This is a genomic window from Serratia sp. P2ACOL2 (assembly GCF_003691565.1).
Lineage (GTDB): Bacteria > Pseudomonadota > Gammaproteobacteria > Enterobacterales > Enterobacteriaceae > Serratia > Serratia liquefaciens.
Genome location: NZ_CP033162.1, coordinates 2,469,810 through 2,494,274, shown reverse-complemented (window position 1 = coordinate 2,494,274; position 24,465 = coordinate 2,469,810). Strand labels below are relative to the sequence as shown.

At 55.8% G+C, this 24,465-nt stretch carries 24 protein-coding genes and 1 pseudogene; 10 read left to right on the top strand and 15 right to left on the bottom strand.

The features are described 5' to 3' along the window. Positions 1-12: 12 nt before the first annotated feature. The 3 genes from EBA31_RS12280 to EBA31_RS12270 are packed head-to-tail and all read left to right on the top strand — an operon-like array spanning position 13 to position 2,599. Positions 13-927 carry an ABC transporter substrate-binding protein gene (locus EBA31_RS12280; protein WP_020826837.1) on the top strand — a complete coding sequence of 305 codons (915 nt, stop codon included), beginning with the start codon at positions 13-15 and terminating at the stop codon, positions 925-927. Then, positions 924-1,841 (top strand): amino acid ABC transporter permease, encoded by a 918-nt coding sequence (locus EBA31_RS12275; RefSeq protein ID WP_122079284.1) that lies wholly within the window; start codon positions 924-926, stop codon positions 1,839-1,841. Before EBA31_RS12280 ends, EBA31_RS12275 begins: the two co-directional genes overlap by 4 nt. Next, positions 1,838-2,599, top strand: a complete 762-nt coding sequence (locus EBA31_RS12270) for an amino acid ABC transporter ATP-binding protein (RefSeq protein WP_020826835.1) — start codon at positions 1,838-1,840, stop codon at positions 2,597-2,599. Before EBA31_RS12275 ends, EBA31_RS12270 begins: the two co-directional genes overlap by 4 nt. Positions 2,600-2,643: 44 nt before the next feature. Here the strand turns inward: EBA31_RS12270 and EBA31_RS12265 are convergent, their stop codons facing one another. After that, positions 2,644-2,778, bottom strand: a complete 135-nt coding sequence (locus EBA31_RS12265) for an AcrZ family multidrug efflux pump-associated protein (RefSeq protein ID WP_020826834.1) — start codon at positions 2,776-2,778, stop codon at positions 2,644-2,646. A gap of 502 nt (positions 2,779-3,280) precedes the next feature. Here EBA31_RS12265 and osmB point away from each other — a divergent pair. Then, positions 3,281-3,493, top strand: coding sequence for an osmotically-inducible lipoprotein OsmB (osmB, locus tag EBA31_RS12260; RefSeq protein ID WP_020826833.1), 213 nt, complete (start codon positions 3,281-3,283; stop codon positions 3,491-3,493). A 283-nt stretch (positions 3,494-3,776) separates the two neighbouring features. Here osmB and EBA31_RS12255 read toward each other — a convergent pair whose 3' ends face one another. Both EBA31_RS12255 and mrdA read right to left on the bottom strand, forming a co-directional pair. Continuing rightward, complete coding sequence (locus EBA31_RS12255; protein ID WP_115058856.1) at positions 3,777-5,495, bottom strand: penicillin-binding transpeptidase domain-containing protein; 1,719 nt, start codon at positions 5,493-5,495, stop codon at positions 3,777-3,779. Positions 5,496-5,597: 102 nt separating this feature from the next. Further along, positions 5,598-7,523 carry a penicillin-binding protein 2 gene (gene mrdA, locus EBA31_RS12250; RefSeq protein WP_046373589.1) on the bottom strand — a complete coding sequence of 642 codons (1,926 nt, stop codon included), beginning with the start codon at positions 7,521-7,523 and terminating at the stop codon, positions 5,598-5,600. Positions 7,524-7,815: 292 nt separating this feature from the next. Between mrdA and EBA31_RS12245 the strand changes: the two genes are divergently transcribed. Together EBA31_RS12245 and lpxA are read left to right on the top strand one after the other, a co-directional pair. Further along, positions 7,816-8,097: a YjcB family protein gene (locus EBA31_RS12245; RefSeq protein ID WP_020826830.1), complete on the top strand. Its 282-nt coding sequence runs from the start codon at positions 7,816-7,818 to the stop codon at positions 8,095-8,097. A 317-nt stretch (positions 8,098-8,414) separates the two neighbouring features. Next, positions 8,415-9,203, top strand: coding sequence for an acyl-ACP--UDP-N-acetylglucosamine O-acyltransferase (gene lpxA, locus EBA31_RS12240; protein ID WP_122079283.1), 789 nt, complete (start codon positions 8,415-8,417; stop codon positions 9,201-9,203). Positions 9,204-9,214: 11 nt separating this feature from the next. On the opposite strand, the gene EBA31_RS12235 is transcribed toward lpxA, so the two are convergent. The 8 genes and pseudogenes from EBA31_RS12235 to EBA31_RS12200 all read right to left on the bottom strand — a co-directional run bounded on the left by EBA31_RS12235 (position 9,215) and on the right by EBA31_RS12200 (position 17,247). Continuing rightward, positions 9,215-10,162 (bottom strand): ABC transporter ATP-binding protein, encoded by a 948-nt coding sequence (locus EBA31_RS12235; protein WP_020826828.1) that lies wholly within the window; start codon positions 10,160-10,162, stop codon positions 9,215-9,217. Continuing rightward, entirely contained in the window at positions 10,152-11,156 is a 1,005-nt protein-coding gene (locus tag EBA31_RS12230) for an ABC transporter ATP-binding protein (protein WP_046373592.1), read from the bottom strand. The genes EBA31_RS12235 and EBA31_RS12230 overlap by 11 nt, the downstream gene beginning before the upstream one ends. Beyond that, entirely contained in the window at positions 11,156-12,043 is an 888-nt protein-coding gene (gene ddpC, locus EBA31_RS12225; protein WP_020826826.1) for a D,D-dipeptide ABC transporter permease, read from the bottom strand. Before ddpC ends, EBA31_RS12230 begins: the two co-directional genes overlap by 1 nt. A gap of 5 nt (positions 12,044-12,048) precedes the next feature. Further along, positions 12,049-13,065 carry an ABC transporter permease gene (locus EBA31_RS12220; protein ID WP_020826825.1) on the bottom strand — a complete coding sequence of 339 codons (1,017 nt, stop codon included), beginning with the start codon at positions 13,063-13,065 and terminating at the stop codon, positions 12,049-12,051. Positions 13,066-13,113: 48 nt separating this feature from the next. Next, positions 13,114-14,615: pseudogene (locus EBA31_RS12215) on the bottom strand (ABC transporter substrate-binding protein). Positions 14,616-14,698: 83 nt separating this feature from the next. After that, positions 14,699-15,262, bottom strand: a complete 564-nt coding sequence (ddpX, locus tag EBA31_RS12210; protein WP_046373595.1) for a D-alanyl-D-alanine dipeptidase — start codon at positions 15,260-15,262, stop codon at positions 14,699-14,701. 17 nt (positions 15,263-15,279) lie between these two features. Then, positions 15,280-16,152: a MurR/RpiR family transcriptional regulator gene (locus EBA31_RS12205; protein WP_020826822.1), complete on the bottom strand. Its 873-nt coding sequence runs from the start codon at positions 16,150-16,152 to the stop codon at positions 15,280-15,282. Positions 16,153-16,398: 246 nt separating this feature from the next. After that, positions 16,399-17,247 carry a GNAT family N-acetyltransferase gene (locus EBA31_RS12200; protein ID WP_122079282.1) on the bottom strand — a complete coding sequence of 283 codons (849 nt, stop codon included), beginning with the start codon at positions 17,245-17,247 and terminating at the stop codon, positions 16,399-16,401. A 264-nt stretch (positions 17,248-17,511) separates the two neighbouring features. Here EBA31_RS12200 and EBA31_RS12195 point away from each other — a divergent pair, with 264 nt between their 5' ends. Then, positions 17,512-18,708, top strand: a complete 1,197-nt coding sequence (locus tag EBA31_RS12195) for a multidrug efflux MFS transporter (protein WP_122079281.1) — start codon at positions 17,512-17,514, stop codon at positions 18,706-18,708. 31 nt (positions 18,709-18,739) lie between these two features. Here EBA31_RS12195 and EBA31_RS12190 read toward each other — a convergent pair whose 3' ends face one another. The 4 genes from EBA31_RS12190 to EBA31_RS12175 all read right to left on the bottom strand — a co-directional run bounded on the left by EBA31_RS12190 (position 18,740) and on the right by EBA31_RS12175 (position 21,332). Next, positions 18,740-19,228 carry an ester cyclase gene (locus EBA31_RS12190; RefSeq protein WP_020826819.1) on the bottom strand — a complete coding sequence of 163 codons (489 nt, stop codon included), beginning with the start codon at positions 19,226-19,228 and terminating at the stop codon, positions 18,740-18,742. Between the two features lie 10 nt (positions 19,229-19,238). Then, on the bottom strand, positions 19,239-19,688 hold the full coding sequence (locus tag EBA31_RS12185) for a MoaF N-terminal domain-containing protein (RefSeq protein WP_238387455.1): 450 nt from the start codon (positions 19,686-19,688) through the stop codon (positions 19,239-19,241). Between the two features lie 319 nt (positions 19,689-20,007). Further along, the gene (locus EBA31_RS12180) at positions 20,008-20,445 is read right to left on the bottom strand and encodes a glyoxalase (protein WP_122079280.1); all 438 of its coding nucleotides are present in this window, start codon (positions 20,443-20,445) and stop codon (positions 20,008-20,010) included. A gap of 17 nt (positions 20,446-20,462) precedes the next feature. After that, positions 20,463-21,332, bottom strand: coding sequence for a helix-turn-helix domain-containing protein (locus EBA31_RS12175; protein WP_020826816.1), 870 nt, complete (start codon positions 21,330-21,332; stop codon positions 20,463-20,465). Positions 21,333-21,509: 177 nt separating this feature from the next. On the opposite strand from EBA31_RS12175, the gene EBA31_RS12170 reads away from it, so the two are divergent. From EBA31_RS12170 to EBA31_RS12160, 3 genes are all read left to right on the top strand, one after another. After that, positions 21,510-22,415: a DMT family transporter gene (locus EBA31_RS12170; protein ID WP_122079279.1), complete on the top strand. Its 906-nt coding sequence runs from the start codon at positions 21,510-21,512 to the stop codon at positions 22,413-22,415. 217 nt (positions 22,416-22,632) lie between these two features. Then, positions 22,633-23,928, top strand: a complete 1,296-nt coding sequence (locus EBA31_RS12165; protein WP_122079278.1) for a cytochrome c — start codon at positions 22,633-22,635, stop codon at positions 23,926-23,928. After that, the gene (locus EBA31_RS12160; protein ID WP_122079277.1) at positions 23,925-24,455 is read left to right on the top strand and encodes a sugar dehydrogenase complex small subunit; all 531 of its coding nucleotides are present in this window, start codon (positions 23,925-23,927) and stop codon (positions 24,453-24,455) included. Before EBA31_RS12165 ends, EBA31_RS12160 begins: the two co-directional genes overlap by 4 nt. Positions 24,456-24,465: the final 10 nt, after the last annotated feature.

Genomic DNA, 24,465 nt, shown 5'->3' with positions numbered 1-24,465 from the left:
CAGGGGAACATGATGAAAACCAACCTCAAACGCACCGTACTCTCCCTGCTGCTGGCTGGCGCTACCTTGGCTCCGCTGGCCGTCGGTTATGCCGCTGAAGGCGATGTGCCCTTCCGCGCCGCGGTAAAAGCCAACGCCGATCCCGCACTGCACGACAGCCTGCCGGAAGCAATAAAAAAAGCCGGTTACATCGTGGCGGGCACCAACCCCAATACGCCCCCGACCACCTTCTATGAAGCCGACAACAAAACGCTGGCCGGGCGTGAAATCGACGTGATGAGCGCCATCGCCGATCGCCTCGGCGTGGCAATCCACTGGAAGGATACCGGCGGCTTCGACAATATCATCCCCGGCCTTAAATCCGGCCGTTATGACGTTGCCCTGGCCAATATCGACGCCAACAAGAAGCGCTTCCAACAGGTCGATTTTGTCGGCTATTACAACGCATCCAAGCTGGCGCTGATCGCCCGTAAAGATGCCGCCCTCGGCCCTTACACCGAGCTGGCGCAGCTTTGTGGACAAACCGTCGGCGCCGGGGCGGGCACTTCACAAATCACCCGCTTGCAGCAGGCCAGCGACAGCTGCGTCAGCGGCGGAAAACCGGCGATCACCATTCCGATTTTCCCCGATCGTCCAGCCGGTGTTCAGGCCGTAATCAGCGGACGCGTGCCGATGTTCTTTGGTCCGTATGAAGGCCTGCGTTATCAGGCTACCCACGTTAAACCGCTGGCGCTGGCAGGCGACATCAACATTGAAGGCACCACGGTCGCCATCGCCTTGCCGAAAGGTTCCGACCTGGTGAAACCGGTGCAGGCGGCGCTTAACTCGCTGATTGCCGACGGCAGCTACCAGAAAATCCTCGACGGTTGGGATATCGGCTTCGGCGCGGTGAAAACCGCCGGCATCAATGAAGAGATTGCAAAATGAATGGGCCACAAGCGACCGGTGATGCCGAACTGCGCATCGTCGGTCATCGGCATTATGGGCGCTGGTTCAGCGCCCTGTTGGTGCTGATGATCGTCGGCATTATCGCCAATTCGATGCTGCATAACCCGCGCTTCGAATGGGCGGTGGTGGCGGAAAACTTTACCGAAGCGTCGATTATCAATGGCGTGATCATGACGCTGAAGCTCACCGTGATTTCGGTGATCTTCGGCTTTGCCGGGGGCGTGCTGCTGGCGTTGATGCGTCTGTCGGCCAACCCGGTGCTGGTGGCGGTGAGCTGGTTTTATACCTGGTTCTTCCGCGCGGTGCCGATGCTGGTGCAGCTTTTCCTGTGGTACAACATCGCCGCGCTTTACCCGCGCATCAGTCTGTGGATCCCCTTCCTGGGTGAAGTGGCCAGCGCTCCGACCAACACCATCATCAGTACCTTCAGCGCAGCGGTGATCGCCCTGGTGATGCATCAGTCGGCTTATGCGGCGGAGATTGTACGCGCCGGTATCCAAAGCGTCGGCAGTGGCCAGCTGGAGGCCGCCAAGGCCTTGGGGTATCGCCGTGGACAAATCCTGTGGCGCGTAGTTTTGCCGCAGGCCATGCGGACCATTTTGCCCCCTGCCGGCAATGAGGTGATCGGGCAGCTTAAAACCACCGCGGTGGTGTCGGTGATCGCCCTGCAGGACGTGCTCTATTCGGCGCAGATCATCTATCAGCGCACCTACGAGGTGATCCCGCTGCTGTTGGTCGCCACGTTGTGGTATCTGGTGATGACCTCGATTTTGTCGATCGGCCAGTACTATGTTGAGCGCTATTTTGGTCGAGGTAGCCAGGCGGTGCGCAGCAACTGGCTGTTCCGTCCCCGCAAAGCCGCATCCAGTCCGTCACAGGAGGCACAATCATGAGCGCCGCCATTCAGATCAACCAGGTGCGCAAGTCATTTTCCGGCACCGAAGTGTTGAAAAATATCAGCCTGCAGATCCCGGCAGGCTCGGTAACGGTGATCCTCGGCCCTTCCGGTTCGGGGAAGTCGACCTTGCTGCGCTGCATCAATCATCTGGAAAAACTCGACGGCGGAACCATTCGGGTGGGCGAGCAACTCATCGGGTACCGCCAAAAAGGCAACCAGCTGTATGAACTGAAGGAACGCGAAGTGGCCGAACAGCGTAAAAGCATCGGTATGGTGTTCCAACAGTTCAATTTATTCCCGCACCGCACAGTGCTGGAGAACGTCACTGAAGCCCCGCTGCTGGTCAAAAAGGAAAAGAAAAGTCTGGTGGTGGAACGGGCAAAAGCGCTGCTGGCCCGCGTCGGGCTGGAACATCGCATTCACGCCTGGCCACGCGAGCTTTCTGGTGGACAGCAACAGCGAGTGGCGATCGCCCGCGCCCTGGCGATGACGCCAGAGGTGCTACTGTTCGATGAGCCCACTTCTGCGCTCGATCCCGAATTGGTTGGCGAAGTGCTGCAGGTGATGAAAGGCCTGGCGCACTCTGGCATGACCATGGTGGTGGTGACGCATGAAATCGGTTTTGCCCGCGAAGTGGCGGACCAAATCATCTTTATGGATCAAGGGAAAGTGGTAGAAACGGGGACGGCAAAACAGGTGCTGGATGAACCGGTACATCAAAGAACGCGGGATTTCCTGGCAACGGTACTTTAAGCCTGCATCGGGGGGCATTGCGCCCCTCGAACATTATTCCAGCGTCAGCTCTTTTTCCCGCCAACGGCAGAAAACAGATTAAACAGCTCACCCAAGCCATAAATCGAGCCAAGCAACAGGGCTATCATTACCGGCACCATGATCACCACGGTGGCCAAACTCTCTAGTATTTCTAACATCGTTGTCTCCTGGTTTTTAAGCAGCAAAAAGCCTGCCCAGAAAGGAAAATTTCCCTGGAATTTCTTAAGGTTATTTTTGCTTGATTTCAATCTGTGATGCAGATCACAACTCAATGTCGCTAATGTAACTTACACAGTTGCATTACCGCAATGCAAAAAAATGCTCTCTGTCAGGGACAACCAGCACCAGAAGCAGTGGCGTCAACATCCAGCGGTATCCGTACGCCAATGCAGGCCGGAACGTGTCATAGCCCATAACCCTGGGCCTTAGGATTTTTAACGCGCTTTAAGGATTATCCAACCTGCCCTAAGAGATAACAGGCTGGCGATTTAATCATCACCCCAAAGTAAAATGGCGATTAAATAAAATCCGATGGCACAAAATTAAGAATATTTACCTGTTCTATTTTCTTTCGGCAGAATACATTCATCTCAACTTCTACCGGCCGATTAATCAGTGCTTTCTTTGTCTGTTAATTAGGCAATTTATCAGGAAACTCTTATGAACCTTAAACGTGCCGCAGGCGTGATGGTTATCATCATGGCAACACTTTCTGTCACCGCATGTGGGAATATGTCTCACCGCGATCGCAACACCGCTATCGGTGCCGGCGTTGGCGCCCTGGGTGGCGCAGTATTGACCGACGGCAGTACGCTGGGTACCTTGGGCGGCGCAGCGCTGGGCGGTATCATCGGCCACCAAACCAGCCGTTAATATTTTTAGGCCGGGTTGTTTTCAATTGAAAATACCCGGCCGAATTTATTTTATTCGCCACGCATTGGTGCGTCAGATTCTTTTTATTTTATAGAATTAATCAGATTGTCTTATCTATAAATATTCCCGCCCATACAAAGTATCGACGCTTAAAAAATATTCCCCTTTTTAATAAAACCGCCAGATTTATCTTAACTTCACTCGTGATGTCGAATGGGCAAAGGCCCACCTTGCGACGTTGAAAAAGTGACTGGTTCCCCCTCCGCAGAGGGGGAACATCAGGTTAGCCTTTAACCTGCGAAACGACGTTCAACGGCTGGGCATCAGGCAAGATATTCATATGTTCCAATACCTGCGCCATGATCTTGCCGAACACCGGGCCAGCCACCGAACCACCGAAGTGCTTGCCGGCTTTCGGGTTGTTGACCATCACCACCAGCGCCACCTGCGGATCGCTGGCGGGCGCCACGCCGGCGGTGTAGTTAATGTAACCACCGTCGTATTTGCCGTTGGTGCCCATTTTCTCTGCGGTACCGGTTTTAATCGCCAAACGGTAACCTGGTACCGCAGCGCTGACCCCGCTGCCCCCCGGTAAGGCATCGCTTTCCATCATATGCACCACGGTTTTTACCGTATCTTCCGGCAGAATGCGCTGCCCCATCACCGGTGGCGTCACTCGGGTGATCGACAATGGCCGATAAACGCCATAGGAACCGATAGCCGCGTATTCACGCGCCATCTGCAACGGGGTCACACGCAAACCATAACCAAAGGAGAAGGTTGCGCGTTCGATATCAGCCCAGCGTTCGCGGTGCTGCGGCAAATAACCGCTGCTTTCGTTGCCGATGCCCAGGTCAGTCGGTCTGCCCAAGCCAAAGCTCTTGTAAACCGCAGGCAGTACGGTGGCGGGCAGCGCCAGCGCAATATGTGAAACGGCAATGTCGCTGGATTTTTGCAGCACGCCGGTAATGGTCAATTTCGACCAGTGGCCTACGTCCTTGATCAAATGACCATTGACCCGGTAAGGCGTGGTGTCCAGTACGGTATCCGGTTTAATCAACCGGTGTTCCAGCCCGACCATCACCACCACCGGCTTCACGGTAGAACCCGGTTCGAAACTGTCGCTGCTGCACACGTTGCGGATATCTTTGGCCGGGGTATTGGCGTAGTTGTTCGGGTTGAATGACGGGTAGCTGGCCATCCCCAGCACTTCACCGGTATTCACTTTTACCAGCACCGCACAGCCGGAATCGGCCTGGTTTGCCACCACGCCGTCGCGAATTTGCGCGTACAGCACGTACTGGATGAATTTATCAATACTCAGCGTGACATTCGGCGGCGGCACGGGATCGACGTTCTTGATCACGCCAATCACCGCCCCGCTGCCGTCCTTCTGGTAAACCCGCAGGCCGTTCTTGCCTTGCAGCAGATGGTTAAAGCCCAGCTCGATACCTTCAAGACCCTGATTGTCCTGCCCGACAATGCCGATGAGCCCGGCGGCATCCTGGCTCATCGGGTAGAAACGGCTGAAGTCCTGCAGGGTACTGACGCCGGTCAAACGCAGCTTGCTGATGTAATCGGCATTATCATCTTCGACTTTGCGCGCCAGATAGACAAAACGCTTGTGAGCATTAGCCTGGATCAGCTTTTGCACCTCGGGTAGCGGCATTTTCAGCACGTTGGCCAGGCTCTGCCAGCGTTCATTGCCGATATCGGTATGGGTGTCGAGAATATGCTTGGGATCCAACACAATATCTTTCGATGACACGCTGACGGCCAAGGCCTCGCCGTTACGGTCGGTGATCATCCCCCGGTTGGTGGGCAGCACCTGGGTGCGAATCGAACGCTGATCCGCCTGATCCGCCAACTGCTGATGCTCCAGCAACTGCAAATAGCCGACGCGAAAGGCCAGCAGGAAAAAGCAAACCAGGATCCCGCCGCAAATCCAGCCAAAGCGAAGGGTCGAATAATTTTTACCGCTTTTTTTTGTTAATGGCGCCACTGTTAACCCTGCGTTTTTATTAAAGTTATGTGATTATTTCAGTCTACCCTGACAGAAATAGTTAGAAGATTGCAGTTTGTAAGAAAGTAAAAACAAACGCGTTTACTGTTGCACATCCGCGCTGTCGTTTAACTCCGGTTTAACTTTCTGGTTATCCTCAGGCTGCGGGGCGTTGGCCGGGTCAAAAATATGGTCGAGGATCGCCCGGGCCGTCGGCCCCGCGACCACACCGTCACCGCCGCCGTTTTCCAGAATTAATGCCATCGCCACCCGCGGATTTTTATAAGGCGCGAACAACGTATAGAAAATATGGTCACGCAGCCGTACCGGGATCATTTTGGCGTTATAAGTCTGATTCTCTTTCAGACCAAACACCTGTGAAGTCCCGGACTTGGCGGCAATCTGATACGGCGCAGTATGGAACAGCTTATAACCGGTGCCGTTTGGCAGATTGGCCATGCCGTACATGCCATTGCGAACGATGCCCCAGTACGGCGATTTGGCATCACCAATCTGTGCACTCTCTACCGGTGGCTGGTAGCGGCTCACCAGGTTGCCCTGCCGCATGGAGTACAACAAATGGGGCGTTTTCACCTTGCCGTTGTTGATCAGCGTCGTTAACGCCTTCACCATCTGGATCGGCGTAGCCACCCAATATCCCTGGCCGATGCCTACCGAGATGGTGTCCCCCTGATACCAGGCTTTTTTATGCACCCGCTGTTTCCATTCGCGGCTTGGCAGCACGCCGCGATACTCCTCGTTAAGGTCAATCCCGGTCGCCTGACCGTAACCAAACTGGCTTAGCCAGCTGTGAATACGGTCAATGCCCATTTCAAACGCCACCTGATAAAAGAAGGTATCGGCCGATTCTTCTATCGCCTTGGTCACGTTCAGCATGCCATGCCCGGTTTTAAGCCAGTCACGATAACGGCGCTGGGTACCCGGTAAGGTCCAGGTCGGCGCGCCAAAGAAGGTGGTGTTGGGGGTGATCACTCCTGCAAACAGTGCCGAGGTGGCCATGTAAGGCTTCACCGTGGATGCCGGTGGGTAGAGCCCTTGCGTGACGCGGTTAATCAGCGGCAAATCGGGGTTGCTCAGCAGAGCTTTATACGCGGGATAACTGATGCCCTTCACAAAAGGGTTGGGATCGTAACTGGGGCTGGAGACCATGGCCAAAATGCCGCCGTCGCGCGGGTCTTCCACCACCACTGCCGCCCGCTGCCCTTTAAGCACCGATTCGATATATTGCTGCAGCGGCAGATCGAGCGTCAGGTAAATGTTTTTGCCCGCCTGTGGCGGTTGTTCTTTCAGCAGGCGTATCACGCGACCGTGGTTATCCACTTCGACTTCCTGATAACCGGTGGTGCCATGCAACTCTGACTCATAATAAGCCTCGATGCCCTGCTTGCCGATATTGTGGTCGGCGGCATAGTTCTCGCTGAGGCCCGCCTTGTCCAGCCGCTTCAAATCGCCATCGTTGATTTTCGACACGTAACCCACCACGTGGGCCAGTTCGGCACCGTAGGGATATTCCCGCTGCTGATAGGTGTCAATCGTCACCCCGTCAAAACGGTATTGATTGACCGCGAAGCGCGCCACCTCGGTTTCCGTCAGTCCGCTTTTCAAGGTGACCGGCTTATAGCGGCCATTGTGGTGCATGTCATCGCGAAAAGCGGCGATGTCTTCGGGGGTCAGATCGACAATCGGCGTCAGCGCCTGCAGCAGCGCGGTCATATTGTCGATTTTGCTGGGGATAATCTGGATCTGATACAGCGTAATGTTACGCACCAGCGGAATGCCGTTGCGGTCGAAAATCAGCCCGCGACTGGGGGCAATCGGCACCATCTTGATGTCGTTTTGATTGGATCGCGTCTGGTAGAACGCATGCTGTTTTACCTGCAGGCGGTACAGGTTGAGGATCAACACGCCAAAACAGGCGACAACCAACACCATTGCCACGCCGGCGCGGCGTATAAACAACATTTCTTCGGCGGAATGGTCGCGAATTTTATCTTTTAATAGGGCCATACGTGGCGAGTTACCTGTCAGACGTCACATTTTCCCAAGATAAATCAGGGCAGTGAAAAGTCGGCAAGCATAGCGTTATTGGTTTGCGCTCCCCATTAAAAGGTTGCTAATGAAATGGCATAAATGTTTCAGCATGTTGGAATGTTACCAAATGCCGATTTTTCTCCCGCTCAGGGATTGAGCAGCGATTTCCCCCAGTGCTACAATGTGACGCAGATCACACTATTTCACCCATTGCCCTGACCTTCCGGCCGCTCGCCGGGAGCAGCTTTATCACCAAGGATCCCGTTCGATGAGTGCCATTGCCACAGGTTTTATTATGATGCGCTGGGAGTTACTTAGCGCCGTTATGATGTTTATGGCCAGCCAGCTAAACGTCGTTTGCCGTAAGACCAGCCGCAACGGCATGGCATTTATGTTCAGCAGCCTCGGGTTGTTCACCACCTGCTGGTTCGTGATGGGCCTGATGGGGATTAGCTTCAGTCAGGAAGGCTTTACGCAATTCTGGTCCCACGCCTGGGACATGTATGTCGAGGTCGTCAGTAACACCCCTACAGATTGGCCACTGCCCTGAGTTATGGCATTCGCTGGCGACGGAATTGACCGTTGTCAGCCTGACCATTTTCAGCCCTGCAGAGCAAAGGGTTGAAATCGCCGGTGGTAACATCCCGTTATTACCCAAAGGTTCACAAAATAAATAAAATATAAGGTAGCGGTCTGAGGCAAATACCGGCTTATGCTGGCCGCAGACAAACCTTGTCACACCGACCGGAAGGCAAACTTCCTGCCCACGCGTTCCTGTTTCCCCCAATTAATCCAGAATCCGGCTTAATAATTAACCGATGACTGGCCTGGCTGATGGATAGCCACGCGCCGCCATCAGGAAACGTGATGATTTCTCCCTCTGCCCTTATTGCAGACAACAGCCTGATCGCGCCCGGCGCGATGATCGGTGCGCACGTGCGTATCGGGCCTTTTTGCGTCATCTCCGCCGGGGTTGAGATAGGAAAAGGCACCACTGTTGCCTCGCACTCGGTAATTAACGGCCTGACCCGTATCGGCCGCGACAACGTTTTCGGCTCGTTTTCTTCGATCGGCGAAGCCGGCCAGGATTTGAAGTATGCCGATGAACCGACCTCGTTAATCATTGGCGATCGTAACCGTATAGGCCATTACGCCACCCTACATCGCGGCACGGTACAGGGGCGCCAGCGCACCGTCATCGGTAACGACAATCACCTGCGGGATAATGTGCATGTTGCCCACGACTGCGTCATCGGGAACGGTGCTTACGTCGGCGAGCATAGCGGCCTGGCCGGGCATGTTGAGATGGGCGATGCTGCATGGGTCGGCGCCCGGTGCGCGGTACACCAATTTTGCATTATCGGTGCCCATGCAAAAGTTGCCGACGGTGCCCTGCTGGTGCAGGATCTGCCGCCCTTTGTTCAGGCCGGCGGCCATCGCGCCAAACCTGACGGCCTGCATCTGGCAGCGCCGGCTTTTCTGGCCGCCGATCCGCAACAACAGCGAGTTATTCACGCTCTCTACGACATGCTGTATCACCGGTCGATGGCGTTGGAGGATGTACGGCAAGAGGTTATCCACCTGAGCGTGGAATACCCATTGCTACGCCTGTTCCTCGACTTCTTCACACGCTCGACGCGCGGCATTATCCGCTGAGCGTATCGCCGTCATCCTACCTTATGGCAACGCACCGCCGTGCCGCCCAAGTTGACTCTCAAACTTTGCGGTCGCTGGCACCCCTCGCCGGCGTAAGGGCAACGTTCGCGAAAAAAGCAGCCCTGCGGCAATTGACGGTTGCCCGGTAATTCCCCTTTGCGGTCTTCAATTGCGCTGTCGCTCAGTGAACGGCCGGTACGGGGCACCGAATCCAGCAGCAACCGGGTGTAAGGGTGCTGAGGCTGGCGCAACACCTGTGCGGTCGGCCCCAATTCGACAATCTGCCCCAGATACATCACCGCTACCCGATCGCTCATGTGCTGGATCACCGAGACGTTATGCGAGATCAGCACATAAGTCAGGTTGCGCTGGCGTTGCAGTTCCACCAGTAAATTGAGGATCTGCGCCTGCACCGAAATATCCAGCGCCGAAGTAGGTTCGTCCAGCACGATGATGTCCGGCTGCGACGACAGTGCGCGGGCGATGGAGATACGCTGTCGCTGTCCGCCGGAGAACTCGTGCGGCAACCGGTCAATCGCCTCCGGCCGCAGTCCCACCTGCTGAGCCAACTCCGCCGCCTGCGCCCGTCGTTCCGCCACGCTGTTGTGTTGCTGCACGTACACCGGCTCGGTGATAATTCGCCATACCGGCAGGCGCGGATCGAGCGATGACTGCGGATCCTGAAACACCATTTGCATACCGCTGCCAAACCAGGAGCCGGCATTGCGCGCCCGCAGCAGCTCGCCGCTGCTGGGCTTCAACAACCCCATCAGCAACTGCGCCAGGGTGCTTTTGCCGCAGCCGGACTCGCCAACGATGCCCAAGGTTTCGCCGCGCATAATGTTCAGATCCAGTCCATTGAGCGCATGAACATACTCTCGCGGCTTGCCGCGCCAGTTATAGCTGGCGGGGAAACGCAATCGCACGTCGCGCAGTTCCAGCAGTGCCTCAACGTTCATTCTGCACCTCCAAATCGACAGACTGCGGATGCCAACAGGCTACTCTTTGGCTCGGCTCTGCCACCAATGGCGTAAGCCTCGGCGTATGCCGACACTGAGCGTCAGCATGGCGGCAACGGTTGCTAAAAGCGCAGCCTGGCGGTAACGCACTCAGGTTGGGCACCGTACCAGGGATAGCCTGCAGCAGGCTGCGCGGTTCGGCGCGCTCCGGCGCCGCCAGCAATAACCCAATGGAATACGGATGACTGGGATGCTCAATCACATTGGCGGTTGCGCCACTCTCAATCACGTGTCCTGCGTACATCACATACACCCGGTCGCACAGTTGCGACACCACGGCCATATCGTGAGTGATAAATAGCACCGCCGTGCCGCTGGCTCGCGCCTTCTGCTGTAACAAACGCAACACCTGACGCTGGACCGTGACGTCCAGCGCAGTGGTGGGTTCGTCAGCGATGATCAGTTCCGGTTCGCAGGAAAACGCCATGGCAATCAGCACCCGTTGGCGCATACCGCCGGACAACTCAAACGGATATCGCTCCATCACCCGCTGTGCATCGGCAATCTGCATTTCCTGTAACAGCTGAATCGCCTTGTCGCGAGCCGCCGAGGCGGAAAGTCGCTGGTGCAGGCGGATCACCTCGCACATCTGGCGGCCGATCTTGCGCGTTGGATTAAGCGCACTCATGGGTTCCTGAAAAATCATCGACACCCGCGCACCGCGCAACTGGCGCATTTGCCGCTCGCTGGCGTTAAGCACGTCGGTGCCCAGCATCTCCAGCGAACCGCCGGTCACGCGGTAACCCTCTTCCGCCAGCAGCCGTAATGTCATCATCGCAGTGACCGACTTGCCGGAGCCGGACTCGCCCACCACGCCGACGATTTCACCCGCCTTGACCTGCAACGAAACGCGATTGAGCGCCTTGACGCTGCCGCCGTAAATCGGAAACTCCAGCTGCAATTCATCGATTGATAAAACGGTGGTTTCACTCATCAGCGCCCCCGGGTTTTAGGATCCAGCAGGTCGCGCAGACCGTCGCCGAACAGGTTGAAACCGGTAGCGGTGATCAGGATCGCCGTGCCGGGGAAAGCCGAATACCACCATTGGTCGAGCACATAGTTGCGGCCATTCGCCACCATAGCGCCCCATTCAGCGGTCGGTTGCTGGGCACCCAGGCCGATGAAGCCCAGCGTAGCCGCCATCAGGATTGCGGTACCGATATCCAGCGACGCTTGCACCACCAACGGCGGCATCACATTGCGCAGCACGTGCCAGCCAATCAGATGCCAGCGCGAAGCGCCAAAGGTGCGCGCCGCTTGCATATACGCCTGATGACGCAGCGTTAACGTTTGGCCGCGCGCCAGCCGCACGTAGAAAGGAATGCGCACCACGGCAATCGCCAACATGGCGTTGAACAAACTGGGGCCCAACGCCGCCGCCAGCGCCATGGTCAACACCAGCGACGGCACCGACAGCATGATATCCATGCAGCGCATAATTAACGCATCAACCGTACCGCCCATCACGCCGGAGAAACAGCCGAGCAGCGAGCCAATGCTCCCCGCCAAGACCACCACCGCCAGCCCGGCGGCCACCGATTGACGGCTGCCAACCAGGACTCGGCTGAACAGGTCCCTGCCCACTTCGTCGGTACCGAACCAGTGCTCGGGCGAAGGCGGCAGTAAGCGCGCGGTTAGGTCAATGGCGTCCGGGTTATGCGGCACCAGCCACGGCGAGAACAGCATCAGGAACAGCACGGCTATCATGATGGCAGCACCCAGCAGCGTCAGCGGACTCCGCCGGACCCGGTACCAGGCGCGGCGCAGGCTGAGATAGCGCAATACGGGTTCCGCGATCGGCGGTTGTTCGATTTGAGTCATTGTCATTATCCCTCGCGCCCCATTCTTGGGTCGATCCACAGGTAGAGCAGATCGACGATCAAATTAACCATCACGTAGGCAAAAGAGACCACCACGGCAAACCCCATCACCGCCGGAAAGTCCAGCGCCTGAATGGAATCCACCACGTAAGCGCCCATGCCCGGCCAGGCGAAGACCGTTTCGGTCAGCACCGCGCCATAGAGTAAGTCCCCCAAAGCCAGCCCCAACACCGTCACCGAGGGGATCAACGCGTTGGGCAACGCATGCCCAAGCACCACTCGCCAGTGCGAAAGGCCGTTGGCACGGGCCGTGCGGATATAGTCTTCCCCCAATTGTTCCAGCATCGCCGAGCGGATTTGGCGCGCCACTACCCCAAGATGAACAAAGGCTAACGTCAGCGCCGGCAGGATCAGATGTTGCAGGCTGTTCCAGAATGCCTCGCCGTTGCCGGTCAGCAAGGAGTCCAGCAGGTAAAACCCGGTGATGTGGGTGGGAGGATCCAGCCAGTCGTCCAGTCTGCCGCCGCCGGGCAATAGATTCAGTTGCCCGTAGAACAGGATAATCACCCCCAACCCCAGCCAGAACGCCGGGGTGGAGATGCCGGTCACCGACAACAGCCGCACCAGATGATCGGGCCATTTATTACGATACACTGCCGACACAACCCCAAGCGGGACGCCAAACGCGATCGCCAACAGTAAAGCGCAAAAAGCCAGCTCCAGCGTGGCGGGAAAGAAGGCGCGCAGATCGTCCAGCACCGGCCGTCCGGTGCGAATGGAAGTCCCCAAATCGCCATGCAGCAAATCCAGCACGTAGCGGCCAAATTGCACATACAGCGGCTGGTCCAGCCCCAGCTGTTGGCGAATATGCTGGACGATTTCCTCGCTGGCGCGGTCACCGGCCAGCAAGCGCGCCGGATCGCCGGGGATCAGATGCGAGATGGTAAAGGTGATCACGCACACCCCGAACATCACCAGCACCAACCCCCAGCAGCGCTGACGGATAAGGCTCCAAACGTTCATAGCGGTTTCCCATGGTGCAGGGGCAGCCAAACGGCTGCCCGAAAAAAATTACTTGCTCATCTGCCCAACGTTGAACACCTGCTCCAGCATCGGGTTATACACAAAGCCCTTCACCTCTTTGTTCATCGCCACCTGATAATTTTTCTGGAACAGATAGACGTAGGCCGCCTGGTCGATGACGATTTTCTGCGCCGCCTGATAATCCGCGGTGCGAACCTGCTGATCGGACACCGATACCGCTTTCTTCAACAGGGCATCCACCTGCGGATCGCTGTAGAACGACCGGTTGCCCGGCAGCCCTTTCTTGTCGGATTCAAACCAGTAGTTCATGAACATATAGGGGTCGGCGAAATCCGGGCTCCAGTTGCCGATGGCGATATCGTAATTGCCCTGACCGATGCGATCCCGCATGGTGGCGTTGGCCAGCTTCTCCAGTTTGACGTTGAGGCCGACCGTCGCCAGGCTGGCCTGCACCGACAGCGCAATCGCCTCCCAGTTAGGGTCACTGATCGAATACAGGAAGTTCAGCGAAGCGGGTTTGTCTTTCACCGCCGCCAGTGCTGCCTTGGCCTTGTCCGCATCCTGACTGTACTGCTGGGCATTGGCGTCATAGCCCCACATGCCCTCCGGGATCGGGCCGCGCATCTGTTTGCCGTTCCCCCGAGAATGCCCTTCACCATGCCCTGATAATCCACGGCGTAAGAGATGGCGCGACGCAGATCCACCTGGTTAAGCGGCGCTTTGCCGTTGTTAAGGTACAAATAGGTCACCCGTAGCGACGGGTACTCGTTGACCGCAACCTTGTTTTCACTTTTCAGCGCCGTGAGCTGGTCAATCGGCAGCGATTCGGCAATATCCAGGTCGCCTCGGGTCAGTTGCAGACGGCGGGTGGCGCTTTCGCCGATGATTTTCACCGTGACGCGTTTAAACGCCGGTTTGGCACCGCTGTAATGCGGGTTAGGCACCAACACCAACTGCTGGCCCTTCTGCCAGCGATCCAGTTTGTACGCCCCAGATCCGGCGCTATGGTTCGCCAGCCAGGCCTTGCCCTCGTCCGCCGGATTCGCCTTGGCAATCGCCGGGTTAACGATGCCGGCACCGTCATTGGCCAGGGTGTACAGGAACGGCGCAAACGGCGTTTTCAGAGTGAAACGCACCGTCAGCGGATCCACCACCGTGACCTGCAGGTCTTTCGGGAAGGCCTCTGACGGCCCCTGACCAATCTTCATCAGACGCTCGAACGACCATTTGACCGCCTCGGCGTTCACGTCCGAACCGTCATCAAACTTGTTGCCGGGTTTTAGCTTAAAGGTCCAGACCAGTTGGTCGTCTGAACTGGTCCAGCTGTCGGCCAGCTCCCCCTCCACCTGGGTCGAACCTTTTCCGCCTTCGGTCTTGTACTGCACCAGCCGCTGATAAGCCGGGTAGGTCACCGTCCAGTCGTTATTATCGATAGTCACCGCCGGATCCAGCGTTTGCGGATCGGCCGCTTTGCCAATCACCAACATGTCCTTTGGTACCGCCGCCTGTACCGGCCCGGCTACCGTCATGCCCAACGTCACTGCAGCCGCCAGAGCGGCGTATTTGATCTGATTCATAAACAAAGCTCCTGATGCGTTGAATGTGTGTTGTTTTAGTCGTAAGAAAAACAGCCGAAGCGATCGGCCAGCAGCGGATAATCCCCGGCGTTGGGCAGCTCGAAGTGCCACCATTCGCTGGCGATCCCGCGAAAACCTCCGGCGGCCATCACCGCATTCAGCAGCAGCCGGTTGCGCTGCACCTCCGGAGGGAAATCAGGATAAAACGGGTGTGATTTTTCGCTCATTTCATCAAAGCCGGTGCCCATATCCAGAGCGATACCCTCGGCGTCCAACAGCGTCACGTCGATCGCGACACCCCGGCTATGATGCGATCCGGTCAAGGTGCTGGTGACATACTGCGGATCCGGACAGGCTTGCCACAGCAACGCCTGCGCCTGCTGCGGTCGATAAGCGTCAAATACCAGCAGGGAAAAACCGGCCAGCCGTGCCGCCAGCAGGCAACGCGTCAGCCCCTGCACCGCATCAGGATGCAGCAGGCAGCGGCTCTCGCGATAAATCGCCCGGCCCGTCAGGTTGTCGGCGCCGGCATATTTCAACTCAATCGGCAGACCAGGAAAGGCCTCGGCCAGATCGGTTAATGTTACATTGTCACTCATTGCGTTTTCCCATACGGTTAAGATTCAAATTGCCCCAGCTCTTTTTGCAGCATTCGGTTGCTTGCCAGCCGTTGCTCGACCGCTGTACCGCCCTGTTCCAGCACCGAAGACAGCAGCAGGTTGAACAGGCAACTGAGCGGGGCCAGCGAATCCCAAAACTGACCGGTGTCGGTTTTTACCTGCAGCAGGTCGATCGGGTAATCCCGAGCCCAGGGGCAGTAAATATCGGTAATCAGCGCCAGCCGCAGCCCACGCGCACAGGCCGCCTGGCAGTATTTTTGTGCGATGGTCGAATACGCGCGCGTGTCCGTCAGCACCAGATATGGCGCACTGAATTCCGAATTTAGCGACTCCACATAGGTGCCGGATAACCCGTCCGCGTAATAGACCTTGGGCCGCAGATATTCCAGATGGCTGTAAAAGGCATTGGCAATGCCGCGCGTAGACTGAATGCCCACGACAAACACCGCTTCCGCCTGCGCCAACTGACGGCTGACCTGCGCAAAGGCTTCGCCGCCGGCCAATTGGTAAACGTGTTCGATCGCTTCCAGCTCCAGCGTTAATGACTGACGTAATTTTTGGGGTTGCGGCTGTTCGCGCCGACGGCGATAAGCCCCCAGGCGATCGGTCACGCCCCAGGGTTGATGCAAAGCCGTACCCTGCTCGCGCAAGGTGCGCTTTAAGTCCTCAAGGTTGCGGTAACCCAGGCTGCGCAGGTAGCGCCCGACCGAAATACCGCTGGTGGCGGTGCTACGAGCAATGCTGTCGGCGGTCTCAAACGGCACCTGCGGCAAATTGGCCAGCAGATATCCGGCAATGCGTTTCCCGGTGGGGGTTTGCACCGCAAATGACGCTTCTATTTGTGCCATCACATCTGGATGCTCTGCCATAGTTCGCCCGCTGTTGTTGAGTTGTCACCAAACCCCACTTTGTTACTCAGATAACAAAGCGAGATGATGACAATGCATGGCCTGTGCCAATTGCGGATTGCAGGGGAAATTTCACGCGCGACGGCGTACGGCGGCGCAGGAACGACAAAAACCTGCGGTTACAACATAGTCATCAGTTGATAACTATTGCACAACACTTGGGCAATGCATCGGGCGATGCACCACCCTGAACCCTTAATTTCAATTTTATGACCAGGCTTGCGAAACCAGTGAAAATGTCAGTGCAACGTCGCAATCCGGTCTATGGGGCACGCCACGCACCATAATGGTCGGCGTATCGACGCAGGGTAAACCGCGCTCGGCCAGCCAAGGGCTGAGGCCGCTGGCCAGGGGAGTATCCACCCGCACAAACTCGCCCTGACAAGGCAGGCATAAGGCGTCAACCATGGCAATGGCCCCCGTTAGCTCAGGCGCAACCACCGGGCCAATCATGTTGCCGTGACCAAAACGACGGCGGAAGGCAAATCCGACGGCAATCCCCTGCTGCTCCAGCACCAAAGCCTGTTCGGCGCTTGCCAACATTGCGGCCAACAGGGGTTGGCGGCTGAGGCCGCTGGCGGCCAAATCCAGCTCAACCAGGGTGGCAAGATCCTGCGGCAAGGCCGGCCGTAGCCTTGCCCCCTTGGGCAAAGGTGCGGTATGGCCTGCCGGCATCTCCCGGCATTGGTGCTGCGCCAGTAATCCCTGATCGATAAACCCCAATTTTTGGTACAGCGGTTTGCCTTGAGCGGTCGCTACCAGATGAAGCTGATAGTCGGGCAAAGGCGCTATCATCTGCTGCAACATGGCTCTGGCGATACCTTGCCCACGACATTGCTCGGCGACAATCACCAACCCCAAGGTGGCGCGCTGCTCGCCCCATAGCCAGCGCAGGGCGCAGCCAACCACGTCTCCCTCGACTTCAGCGATCACCCCGCCACCCAATGACCACGCTTGCTGCCAATCTTCCAGCCGATGCGGCCACTGTATTTTTTGCGACAGCCCATGCGCGGGCGCTACATCGGCCGCCCCCATCTCTCGCAGCGTAAACGTCATTTTCCGCGTCTCCTGAACAATGCTGATTCCTTGCTATAGCACCATGACGGCATCGCCGATAGCAACCGGCAATATTGCGTTACCGGTGATCATTTTACAGTAGCATTACGGCGCCATAGCGCGGGATACCGCCGTTACAGAGCCATCCGCCAACCGGCAGGTTTTACTTTTGTTCACTTATTTCATCCGGCATGCCCTGGTAACCGGTGTTATTATTATCTTGCTCAATAATTCCCTCCTAATTCAAAGTGGTACGACAAGCTGATGGAAGCGTGGAAACTCAATCTGATTTCGGTCTGGCTCGGCTGTTTCTTCACCGGGCTGGCAATGAGCCAAATCCTCCCTTTTCTGCCGCTGTACGTCGAACAGCTCGGCGTCAGCGGTCATCAGTCGCTCAGCATTTGGTCGGGCCTGGTGTTCAGCGGCACTTTTTTGGTGTCTGCACTGGTGTCGCCGCTGTGGGGCAGCCTGGCGGACCGCAAAGGCCGCAAGCTGATGCTGTTGCGCGCCTCGCTGGGCATGGCTATTGTCATTGCACTGCAGGGCATGGTCACTAACGTTTATCAGCTGTTTGCGCTGCGTGCGTTGATGGGCCTGACCTCCGGCTATATCCCCAATGCAATGGCGCTGGTTGCCTCGCAGGTGCCGCGTGATAAAAGCGGTTGGGCGCTGGGCACCTTGTCCACCGGTCAAATTTCCGGAGTGATAGCCGGCCCGCTGCTCGGCGGACTGATGGCGGACCACTTGGGGTTGCGCGTGGTGTTTTTCGTTACCGCTGGGCTGATGTTCGTCAGCTTTTTGATTACCTTGTTCCTGATAAAAGAGCGGCGTATCGAGGTAAAAAAAGCCGACCGATTGAGCGGCAAGGCCGTTTTCCAGTCGCTGCCCTATCCTGCGCTGATTGTAACGCTGTTTATCAGCACCCTGATGATCCAACTTGCCAACTCCTCCATCAGCCCGATACTGACGCTGTTTATAAAAGAGTTGTCAGGTGATAGCGGTAATATCGCCTTTATTAGCGGCATGATTGCCGCCGTGCCTGGGGTGGCGGCGTTGATTTCCGCACCACGCCTCGGCCGGCTGGGCGATCGTATTGGCACCGCACGCATTCTGCTGGCGGCGCTGGGGCTAACCACCCTGCTGTTCGCCATCATGGCCTGGGTGGAAACACCGCTCCAGTTGGGTATCCTGCGTTTTCTGCTGGGCTTTGCCGACGGTGCCCTGATGCCTGCGGTACAGACGCTGTTGTTGAAGTACTCTTCCGATCAGGTCACCGGCCGTATCTTCGGCTATAACCAGTCGTTTATGTATCTTGGCAACGTGGTCGGTCCGTTGATTGGTTCTGGGGTTTCGGCGCTGCTGGGGTTCCGCTGGGTGTTTGCCGTCACGGCGGTGTTGGTGCTGCTCAATTGCTTACAGGTACGCAGGCAGTTCAAACAGGTCGAGAATGGGCGCAGATGAGTAACAGGGCCGCCGGAGCGGCCCTGTTGCGTTAGAACATGGTGTTGTCGTTGGCCGATTTCTCCGGCACTTCCTGATTGACGTCCCAGTGTTCGGTGATTTTGCCCTGATTGTTCACCCGATAAATATCCACGCTGGCGGTACCGCGGTCTTGTGGATTGTTTTTATACAATACGTGGACATACACCAGGTCGCCGCTCACTGCACTGCGGTATATTTTCGCGCTGAACTGTGGATTATCTTTAAAATTCTGGCTGAAGAAATCCAGGAACGGTTTAATGCCATCGCCCACAAACGGATTATGTTGCTTGTAGTTTTCCACAATCAGCCGCTGCGCCACGCTGATATCATGCTTATTAAAGAAACCGGCGTACAGATCTTCCACTACCTTTAACTTCTTTTGGTCCTGAATGTTTTTATTTCCAGCGACTTTATGAGGCTCGCTGTTTTTAACCGCCAATGCAGGGTAATTGGCCAGCATACTGCCGACGATAACCAAAGGGATAAATACCTTTTTCATTGTAGCTCCTTTATTTTCCTGAATGACCTATGATTTTCAATTGCCCTTTCAGATGGGTGAAAGTCCCATCCTTGCTGGCGATATTGGTGTAGACCTCACCCCGCTGAAAATCCTCGACATGAGTGACATTATCGCCGGACTTGGGTTCGCTCCAGTAAACCATGTAGACCTTGGGACGTATCTCAACCGCCGTATACTGAACGGTGTCGGTTACGCCCTGAGAGGCCGCGCCAACCCCCGTAAAGGTCATGGTTTTGTCGTCGGTGAAATCCAGTTTGAAGGCAAAATCGCCGAAAGTAACCTGCACAACTTTTCCGGCCGCGATAAACGACGGCTGCGTTTGCTGGGCCGTAACATCCTTATTTGGCGTATTGATATTCTCCGCCATTGCCGTAGGTAATATCATCGTCATTCCCAGGGATATTAATGTTGTCATCCCTACCCTTGCTAATTTGCCCATAGTTCCCTCTTCCTTTCCTTGGTTGAAAACGAGAATCATTATTATTTTAGCGATGGGTGTGGAATATAAGAATTATCTCTATTTAATTTTCCTTAGCGTGTAATTATGAGCACCCTAATTTTATTTTGGCTTCTAAAGAAAGGAAATAACGATCTATGGATGATGTTTTTATCTAACTGACAGGAATAACTATCACCAATCAAATGAAGAGCTCGAGAACAATAGGTTTATCGGTTGGGGTTTTGAATAAGCTAATAATCGATTTTTCTAAAAAACGATATATCCCCCACCAGCGGCGAGGGAATTAGACCAGTGAAAATCAATCACGCAACCAAGGGGTAAAGGTAACGCCAATCAATAGCCCTTCAGGGCTGAGCAACCGTGTGACACTCTGGCCCCAAGGCTCTTCGCGATTGGTAACCAGCAGACGGTAGCCACGGTCAACCAACCCCTGAGTTGCCAGCGCCATATCAGCGACGTCAAATTCCATCCAGGCTTGCGGCACCGGCAGGTCCGTCGGCCATTGAACGCTGCCAAAACACGACTGCGCGGCCTGCGCCAGCGGCCAGAGAGCAAAGTGCTTCACGCCTTCCAGTGCGCCGTGCTCGCTCAACAGATAATCGGCATTGCCTTCCATCGGCTTCAACGGCAGCCCCAGGGCATCGACGTAAAATGCCTTGCTGTGTTCTGTTTGTTGGGTAATGGGCCCAAATCCGGCGACAAACAACACGCCCAGTCCTGCGAACTGCTGTTCCATGTTCTCTCCTGTTGAGGTTAACGCCCCTGACGCCGCTGCGTTGGGGAACATCCATAGGCCACTTTGAAGCGATTGCTGAAATGACTGGCGGAGCTGAAACCGCACTCCAGCGCTATCTGCGTCAACGGCAACTGACTGTGGCAAAGCAACTGCTCTGCCTGTTGTAGCCGTGCGCGCATGACAAACTGATGCGGCGCCAGACCGGTGTCATGTTTGAACATACGGGCGAAGTGGAACTCGCTCAGCCCCGCCTGCGCGGCCAAATCGGCCAATACCAGCGGCAGATCGAGATGCTGCTCAATATACTCTTTCACCCGTTTGGCAACGGCCGGGGCCAGACCGCCACGGACCTGCGGCAGCGTCCATTGCAGTTCACTGTAGCGCTGAACCAGACAGGTCATCAGCAGCGTTGTGGCACTGCTGAGGGACAGCTGATTGGCCCGTTCCTGCCAGTTGCAACTGAGTAGAAACTGGCGATACAGCAAGGTGATTTGCGGGTCTTCGGCAAACGCGTTGGGCACCAGATTTATCGACGCCGGGCTGCGATCCCAGATTTGTTCCGCCACCTGACGCAGGTGCTTATCGGTACAGTAAAGGTGGACGAAAGACAGATCGCTGCGCACGTCCCAGGTGGACTCATACTGGCGCGGCATAATGCAGAAACGGTCAGGTCCGCCGCCGTTTCTCCACCCTCCAGGCACTTTTTGATAGCACTCGTAACCGTCGGCGACGTACAGGCTCAGAGTATGGTGCTCCGCGCTTTCCTGGGTAATACGGTCGTCACAGTTGGACCAGGCGGCCAGCTCCACGCCGCAGCTTAATCGCACACTGTCGTGCAACTGCGCTTTATGTTCACGCAGCGTTTCAAACGCCTTGTATCTGGACATTACCGACCCCGCTTTGCTCAATCTTTCCAGTTTAGAGAGTGGCGCGATGCCATACCAGCCATCAGCACGCGCTTTTGCCAAAAAAAGCGCAAGAATATGCAATTGCTCGCAAAGCGCTGAAAGCGCGGCGCCGTGCAGCGGCGGATACTGAGCCTATCCATTTTGCCGGAGTTAATTATGAACGTGCTGTTGTACCTTGCCGTGGTGCTGATTTGGGGCACCACCTGGATTGCCATTACCCTGCAGCAGGAAGGCCCGGTGGCCATTCCCGTTTCCATCAGTTACCGTTTTGTGGTTTCCGCAGTAGTGATGCTCGTCATTCTTTTATTGGCACGACGTCTGCGCCGTATCGCCCTGCGCGACCATCTGTTTTGCGTCCTGCAAGGCTGCTGCGTTTTCGGTTTTAACTTCTACTGTTTTTACCATGCCGCAGCCTACATCAGCAGCGGGCTGGAATCGGTGATTTTCTCGATGGCAGTGCTGTTCAATGCCGTTAACGGCATTATTTTCTTTCGCCAGCGCCCTAGCCCCAATCTGTTACCGGCTGCGGTGCTGGGCCTGACCGGGATCGTCGCCCTGTTCTGGCAAGATCTGGTGGCAACGCAAATGGCGCCGGACCTGTTGAAAGGCATCGGGGTGAGCGCTCTTGGCACCTACGGCTTCTCTTTGGGGAATATGATCAGCTCCCGCCACCAGCGGCATGGGTTGGACATTCTTTCCACCAATACCTATGCCATGAGTTACGGCGCAATCCTGATGGCGCTGATTGCGTTGGCCCAGGGTGCCTCATTCCAGATTGAGTTCAGCACCCGTTACATCGGCTCGTTGCTGTATCTGGCGATTTTCGGCTCGGTGATTGCCTTTGCGGCCTATTTCAGCCTGCTGGGGCGGATCGGCGCCGGGGCGGCTGCCTACAGCACCCTGCTGTTTCCTCTGGTGGCACTGACCATTTCAACCCTGTATGAAGGCTATCAGTGGCACACCAATGCGGTGATAGGCCTGTGCCTGATCCTGCTTGGCAATCTGGTGATGTTTGCCAAACCGGGCCGGTTTGCTGGGTTATGGCGGCGCCCGGTGGCATAAACATACGTCAAAAGCGCCTGAACCCAAGGCGCTTTATCCCAAAACTCCCCAATCTGACTCCGCCATTTACATCCCACTAAAAATTAACAATTAATGCTGAACGACAGACATAACCGTTGACATTATCGGTCGCAGATCAATACATTGAATACTAAACCGTTACAGTATTTTTTGTATCTTAACGCTATATATCACCATTTTGGTTTGGAAAACAAAGATGAGTAATAAAAAAACTCATTGGAGTATAAAGAGGCTGATCCGTTTCCTGGTCGTCGTGATGCCTTTATATTCTTCATTGAGTTACGCGCAACCTGCTGCCGCAGAGAGTGATTTTGCACAGCACAAAGGCCGTTATTTAGCCATTGCTTCAGACTGTGTGGCCTGCCATACCGCGTCGGGTGGCAAGCCTTTTAGCGGGGGGTTGGCTATGCCATTGCCCATGGGCAATATTTACTCCACCAACATCACGCCAGATAAAACCTACGGTATTGGCGAATATACATTGGAAGATTTTAAGAAGGTATTCCGGGAAGGGATTAGACGTGATGGTTCAAATCTTTATCCGGCAATGCCATTCCCCTCTTACACCAAGTTAACGGACGAAGACATTGCCAACCTGTATGCCTATTTTATGCATGGCGTTGAGCCTGTTAACCAACCGAATAAAAAGCCTGACTTCTCTTGGCCCCTTACCCTGCGCTGGCCGCTGATGGCCTGGAATACTCTATTTCTGGAGAAAGGGGCTTATCAATACAAATCAGACCGCAGCCCAGAGTGGAACCGTGGCGCTTATTTGGTGCAAGGCGCCGCACACTGCGGCTCTTGCCACACCCCCCGCGGATTGGGCATGCAAGAAAAAGCCTATGACGAAAGCCAGAAAGGTTTCCTGGCCGGCGCCAGGATTGGCGGCTGGGAGGCGTTTAACATCACCAGCGACAAAGCATCTGGTATCGGTAGCTGGACACAGCAAGAGATCGTTCAATATCTGAAAACAGGCAATGTCCCCTTTAAAGCTCAGGCAGCCGGTTCCATGGCTGAAGCCATTACCCACAGCTTCAGCAAAATGAATGATGCGGACCTGAACGCCATTGCAGGGTATTTGAAAGACATACAGGCCGTAGGTGATGAACAGACCCGACCGCGCTCATCTCAGGTGCAGCCGAGGCCGAACGGCGGAATGCCGGGCGCCAACATTTATCTGAACAATTGTGCAAGCTGCCATGGCGGAGAAGGTGCCGGCACAACGGACGGTTATTACCCTTCAATGCTCGGCAACAGCGTGATCGGTGCGAACGACGCCAACAACCTGATTCAGGTCATTCTACACGGCGCCAACGTGAACAACGGTAAGGACCACTACTTTATGCCCGCGTTCTCAGATCAGTTGAGCAATCAACAAATCGCTCAACTGGCTGAATATCTGGTGGAAAGCTTCGGCGGACATGCACTCAACGTCACCCCCGATCAGGTTGAAAAACTGCGTGGTTCCAGCAATGAGGACGTCGTGCAATGAAAAAAGAGAGCAAAAGTAAAGCGAGCTACGGCTTTTCTCGTCGCCATCTGCTGAAAAGCACCCTCATCGCGGGGGCTGCCTTTCTGTCGGTCAATGCCGTTTCAACCCCGCTAAAACGGCTCGATGACAAACACACAGAGGTGCTTTTTAATCAGTTGGCTCAGTGGCTGACCCTCCGGCAGAACCTCGATCCGGCATTTACCGCAGACATGTATTCAACCATGGCGTCCCATACCGAGAAGTTTGGCGACAGGCTCGCCATGTTGGAAAAAAGGATAAGCGATAGTGGTGCCCCCGATGTGCAATCCTTTATTTCTGCCCTGCCCGCAGAGGATGAAAATCGGAAATTAGCACTGCTAATTATAGAGAGCTTTTATACCGGTAATGTAGGGCGTGGCCGCCAGGCCGTGGTAGTGAATTACGAGAAAGCCTTGATGTTCCAGGCAACGAGTGATGTGACCGCGATCCCTACCTATATTCGCGCGCGACCCAATTACTGGATAGCCACGCCAAATTTAGAAAATTGAAGATCATTAG

Coding starts and splice junctions, on each gene's coding strand:
- EBA31_RS12280 (WP_020826837.1), top strand. CDS start 13: ATGAAAACCAACCTCAAACGCACCGTACTCTCCCTGCTGCTGGCTGGC.
- EBA31_RS12275 (WP_122079284.1), top strand. CDS start 924: ATGAATGGGCCACAAGCGACCGGTGATGCCGAACTGCGCATCGTCGGT.
- EBA31_RS12270 (WP_020826835.1), top strand. CDS start 1,838: ATGAGCGCCGCCATTCAGATCAACCAGGTGCGCAAGTCATTTTCCGGC.
- EBA31_RS12265 (WP_020826834.1), bottom strand. CDS start 2,778: ATGTTAGAAATACTAGAGAGTTTGGCCACCGTGGTGATCATGGTGCCG.
- osmB (WP_020826833.1), top strand. CDS start 3,281: ATGAACCTTAAACGTGCCGCAGGCGTGATGGTTATCATCATGGCAACA.
- mrdA (WP_046373589.1), bottom strand. CDS start 7,523: ATGGCCCTATTAAAAGATAAAATTCGCGACCATTCCGCCGAAGAAATG.
- EBA31_RS12245 (WP_020826830.1), top strand. CDS start 7,816: ATGAGTGCCATTGCCACAGGTTTTATTATGATGCGCTGGGAGTTACTT.
- lpxA (WP_122079283.1), top strand. CDS start 8,415: ATGATTTCTCCCTCTGCCCTTATTGCAGACAACAGCCTGATCGCGCCC.
- EBA31_RS12235 (WP_020826828.1), bottom strand. CDS start 10,162: ATGAACGTTGAGGCACTGCTGGAACTGCGCGACGTGCGATTGCGTTTC.
- EBA31_RS12230 (WP_046373592.1), bottom strand. CDS start 11,156: ATGAGTGAAACCACCGTTTTATCAATCGATGAATTGCAGCTGGAGTTT.
- ddpC (WP_020826826.1), bottom strand. CDS start 12,043: ATGACTCAAATCGAACAACCGCCGATCGCGGAACCCGTATTGCGCTAT.
- EBA31_RS12220 (WP_020826825.1), bottom strand. CDS start 13,065: ATGAACGTTTGGAGCCTTATCCGTCAGCGCTGCTGGGGGTTGGTGCTG.
- ddpX (WP_046373595.1), bottom strand. CDS start 15,262: ATGAGTGACAATGTAACATTAACCGATCTGGCCGAGGCCTTTCCTGGT.
- EBA31_RS12205 (WP_020826822.1), bottom strand. CDS start 16,152: ATGGCAGAGCATCCAGATGTGATGGCACAAATAGAAGCGTCATTTGCG.
- EBA31_RS12200 (WP_122079282.1), bottom strand. CDS start 17,247: ATGACGTTTACGCTGCGAGAGATGGGGGCGGCCGATGTAGCGCCCGCG.
- EBA31_RS12195 (WP_122079281.1), top strand. CDS start 17,512: ATGGAAGCGTGGAAACTCAATCTGATTTCGGTCTGGCTCGGCTGTTTC.
- EBA31_RS12190 (WP_020826819.1), bottom strand. CDS start 19,228: ATGAAAAAGGTATTTATCCCTTTGGTTATCGTCGGCAGTATGCTGGCC.
- EBA31_RS12185 (WP_238387455.1), bottom strand. CDS start 19,688: ATGGGCAAATTAGCAAGGGTAGGGATGACAACATTAATATCCCTGGGA.
- EBA31_RS12180 (WP_122079280.1), bottom strand. CDS start 20,445: ATGGAACAGCAGTTCGCAGGACTGGGCGTGTTGTTTGTCGCCGGATTT.
- EBA31_RS12175 (WP_020826816.1), bottom strand. CDS start 21,332: ATGTCCAGATACAAGGCGTTTGAAACGCTGCGTGAACATAAAGCGCAG.
- EBA31_RS12170 (WP_122079279.1), top strand. CDS start 21,510: ATGAACGTGCTGTTGTACCTTGCCGTGGTGCTGATTTGGGGCACCACC.
- EBA31_RS12165 (WP_122079278.1), top strand. CDS start 22,633: ATGAGTAATAAAAAAACTCATTGGAGTATAAAGAGGCTGATCCGTTTC.
- EBA31_RS12160 (WP_122079277.1), top strand. CDS start 23,925: ATGAAAAAAGAGAGCAAAAGTAAAGCGAGCTACGGCTTTTCTCGTCGC.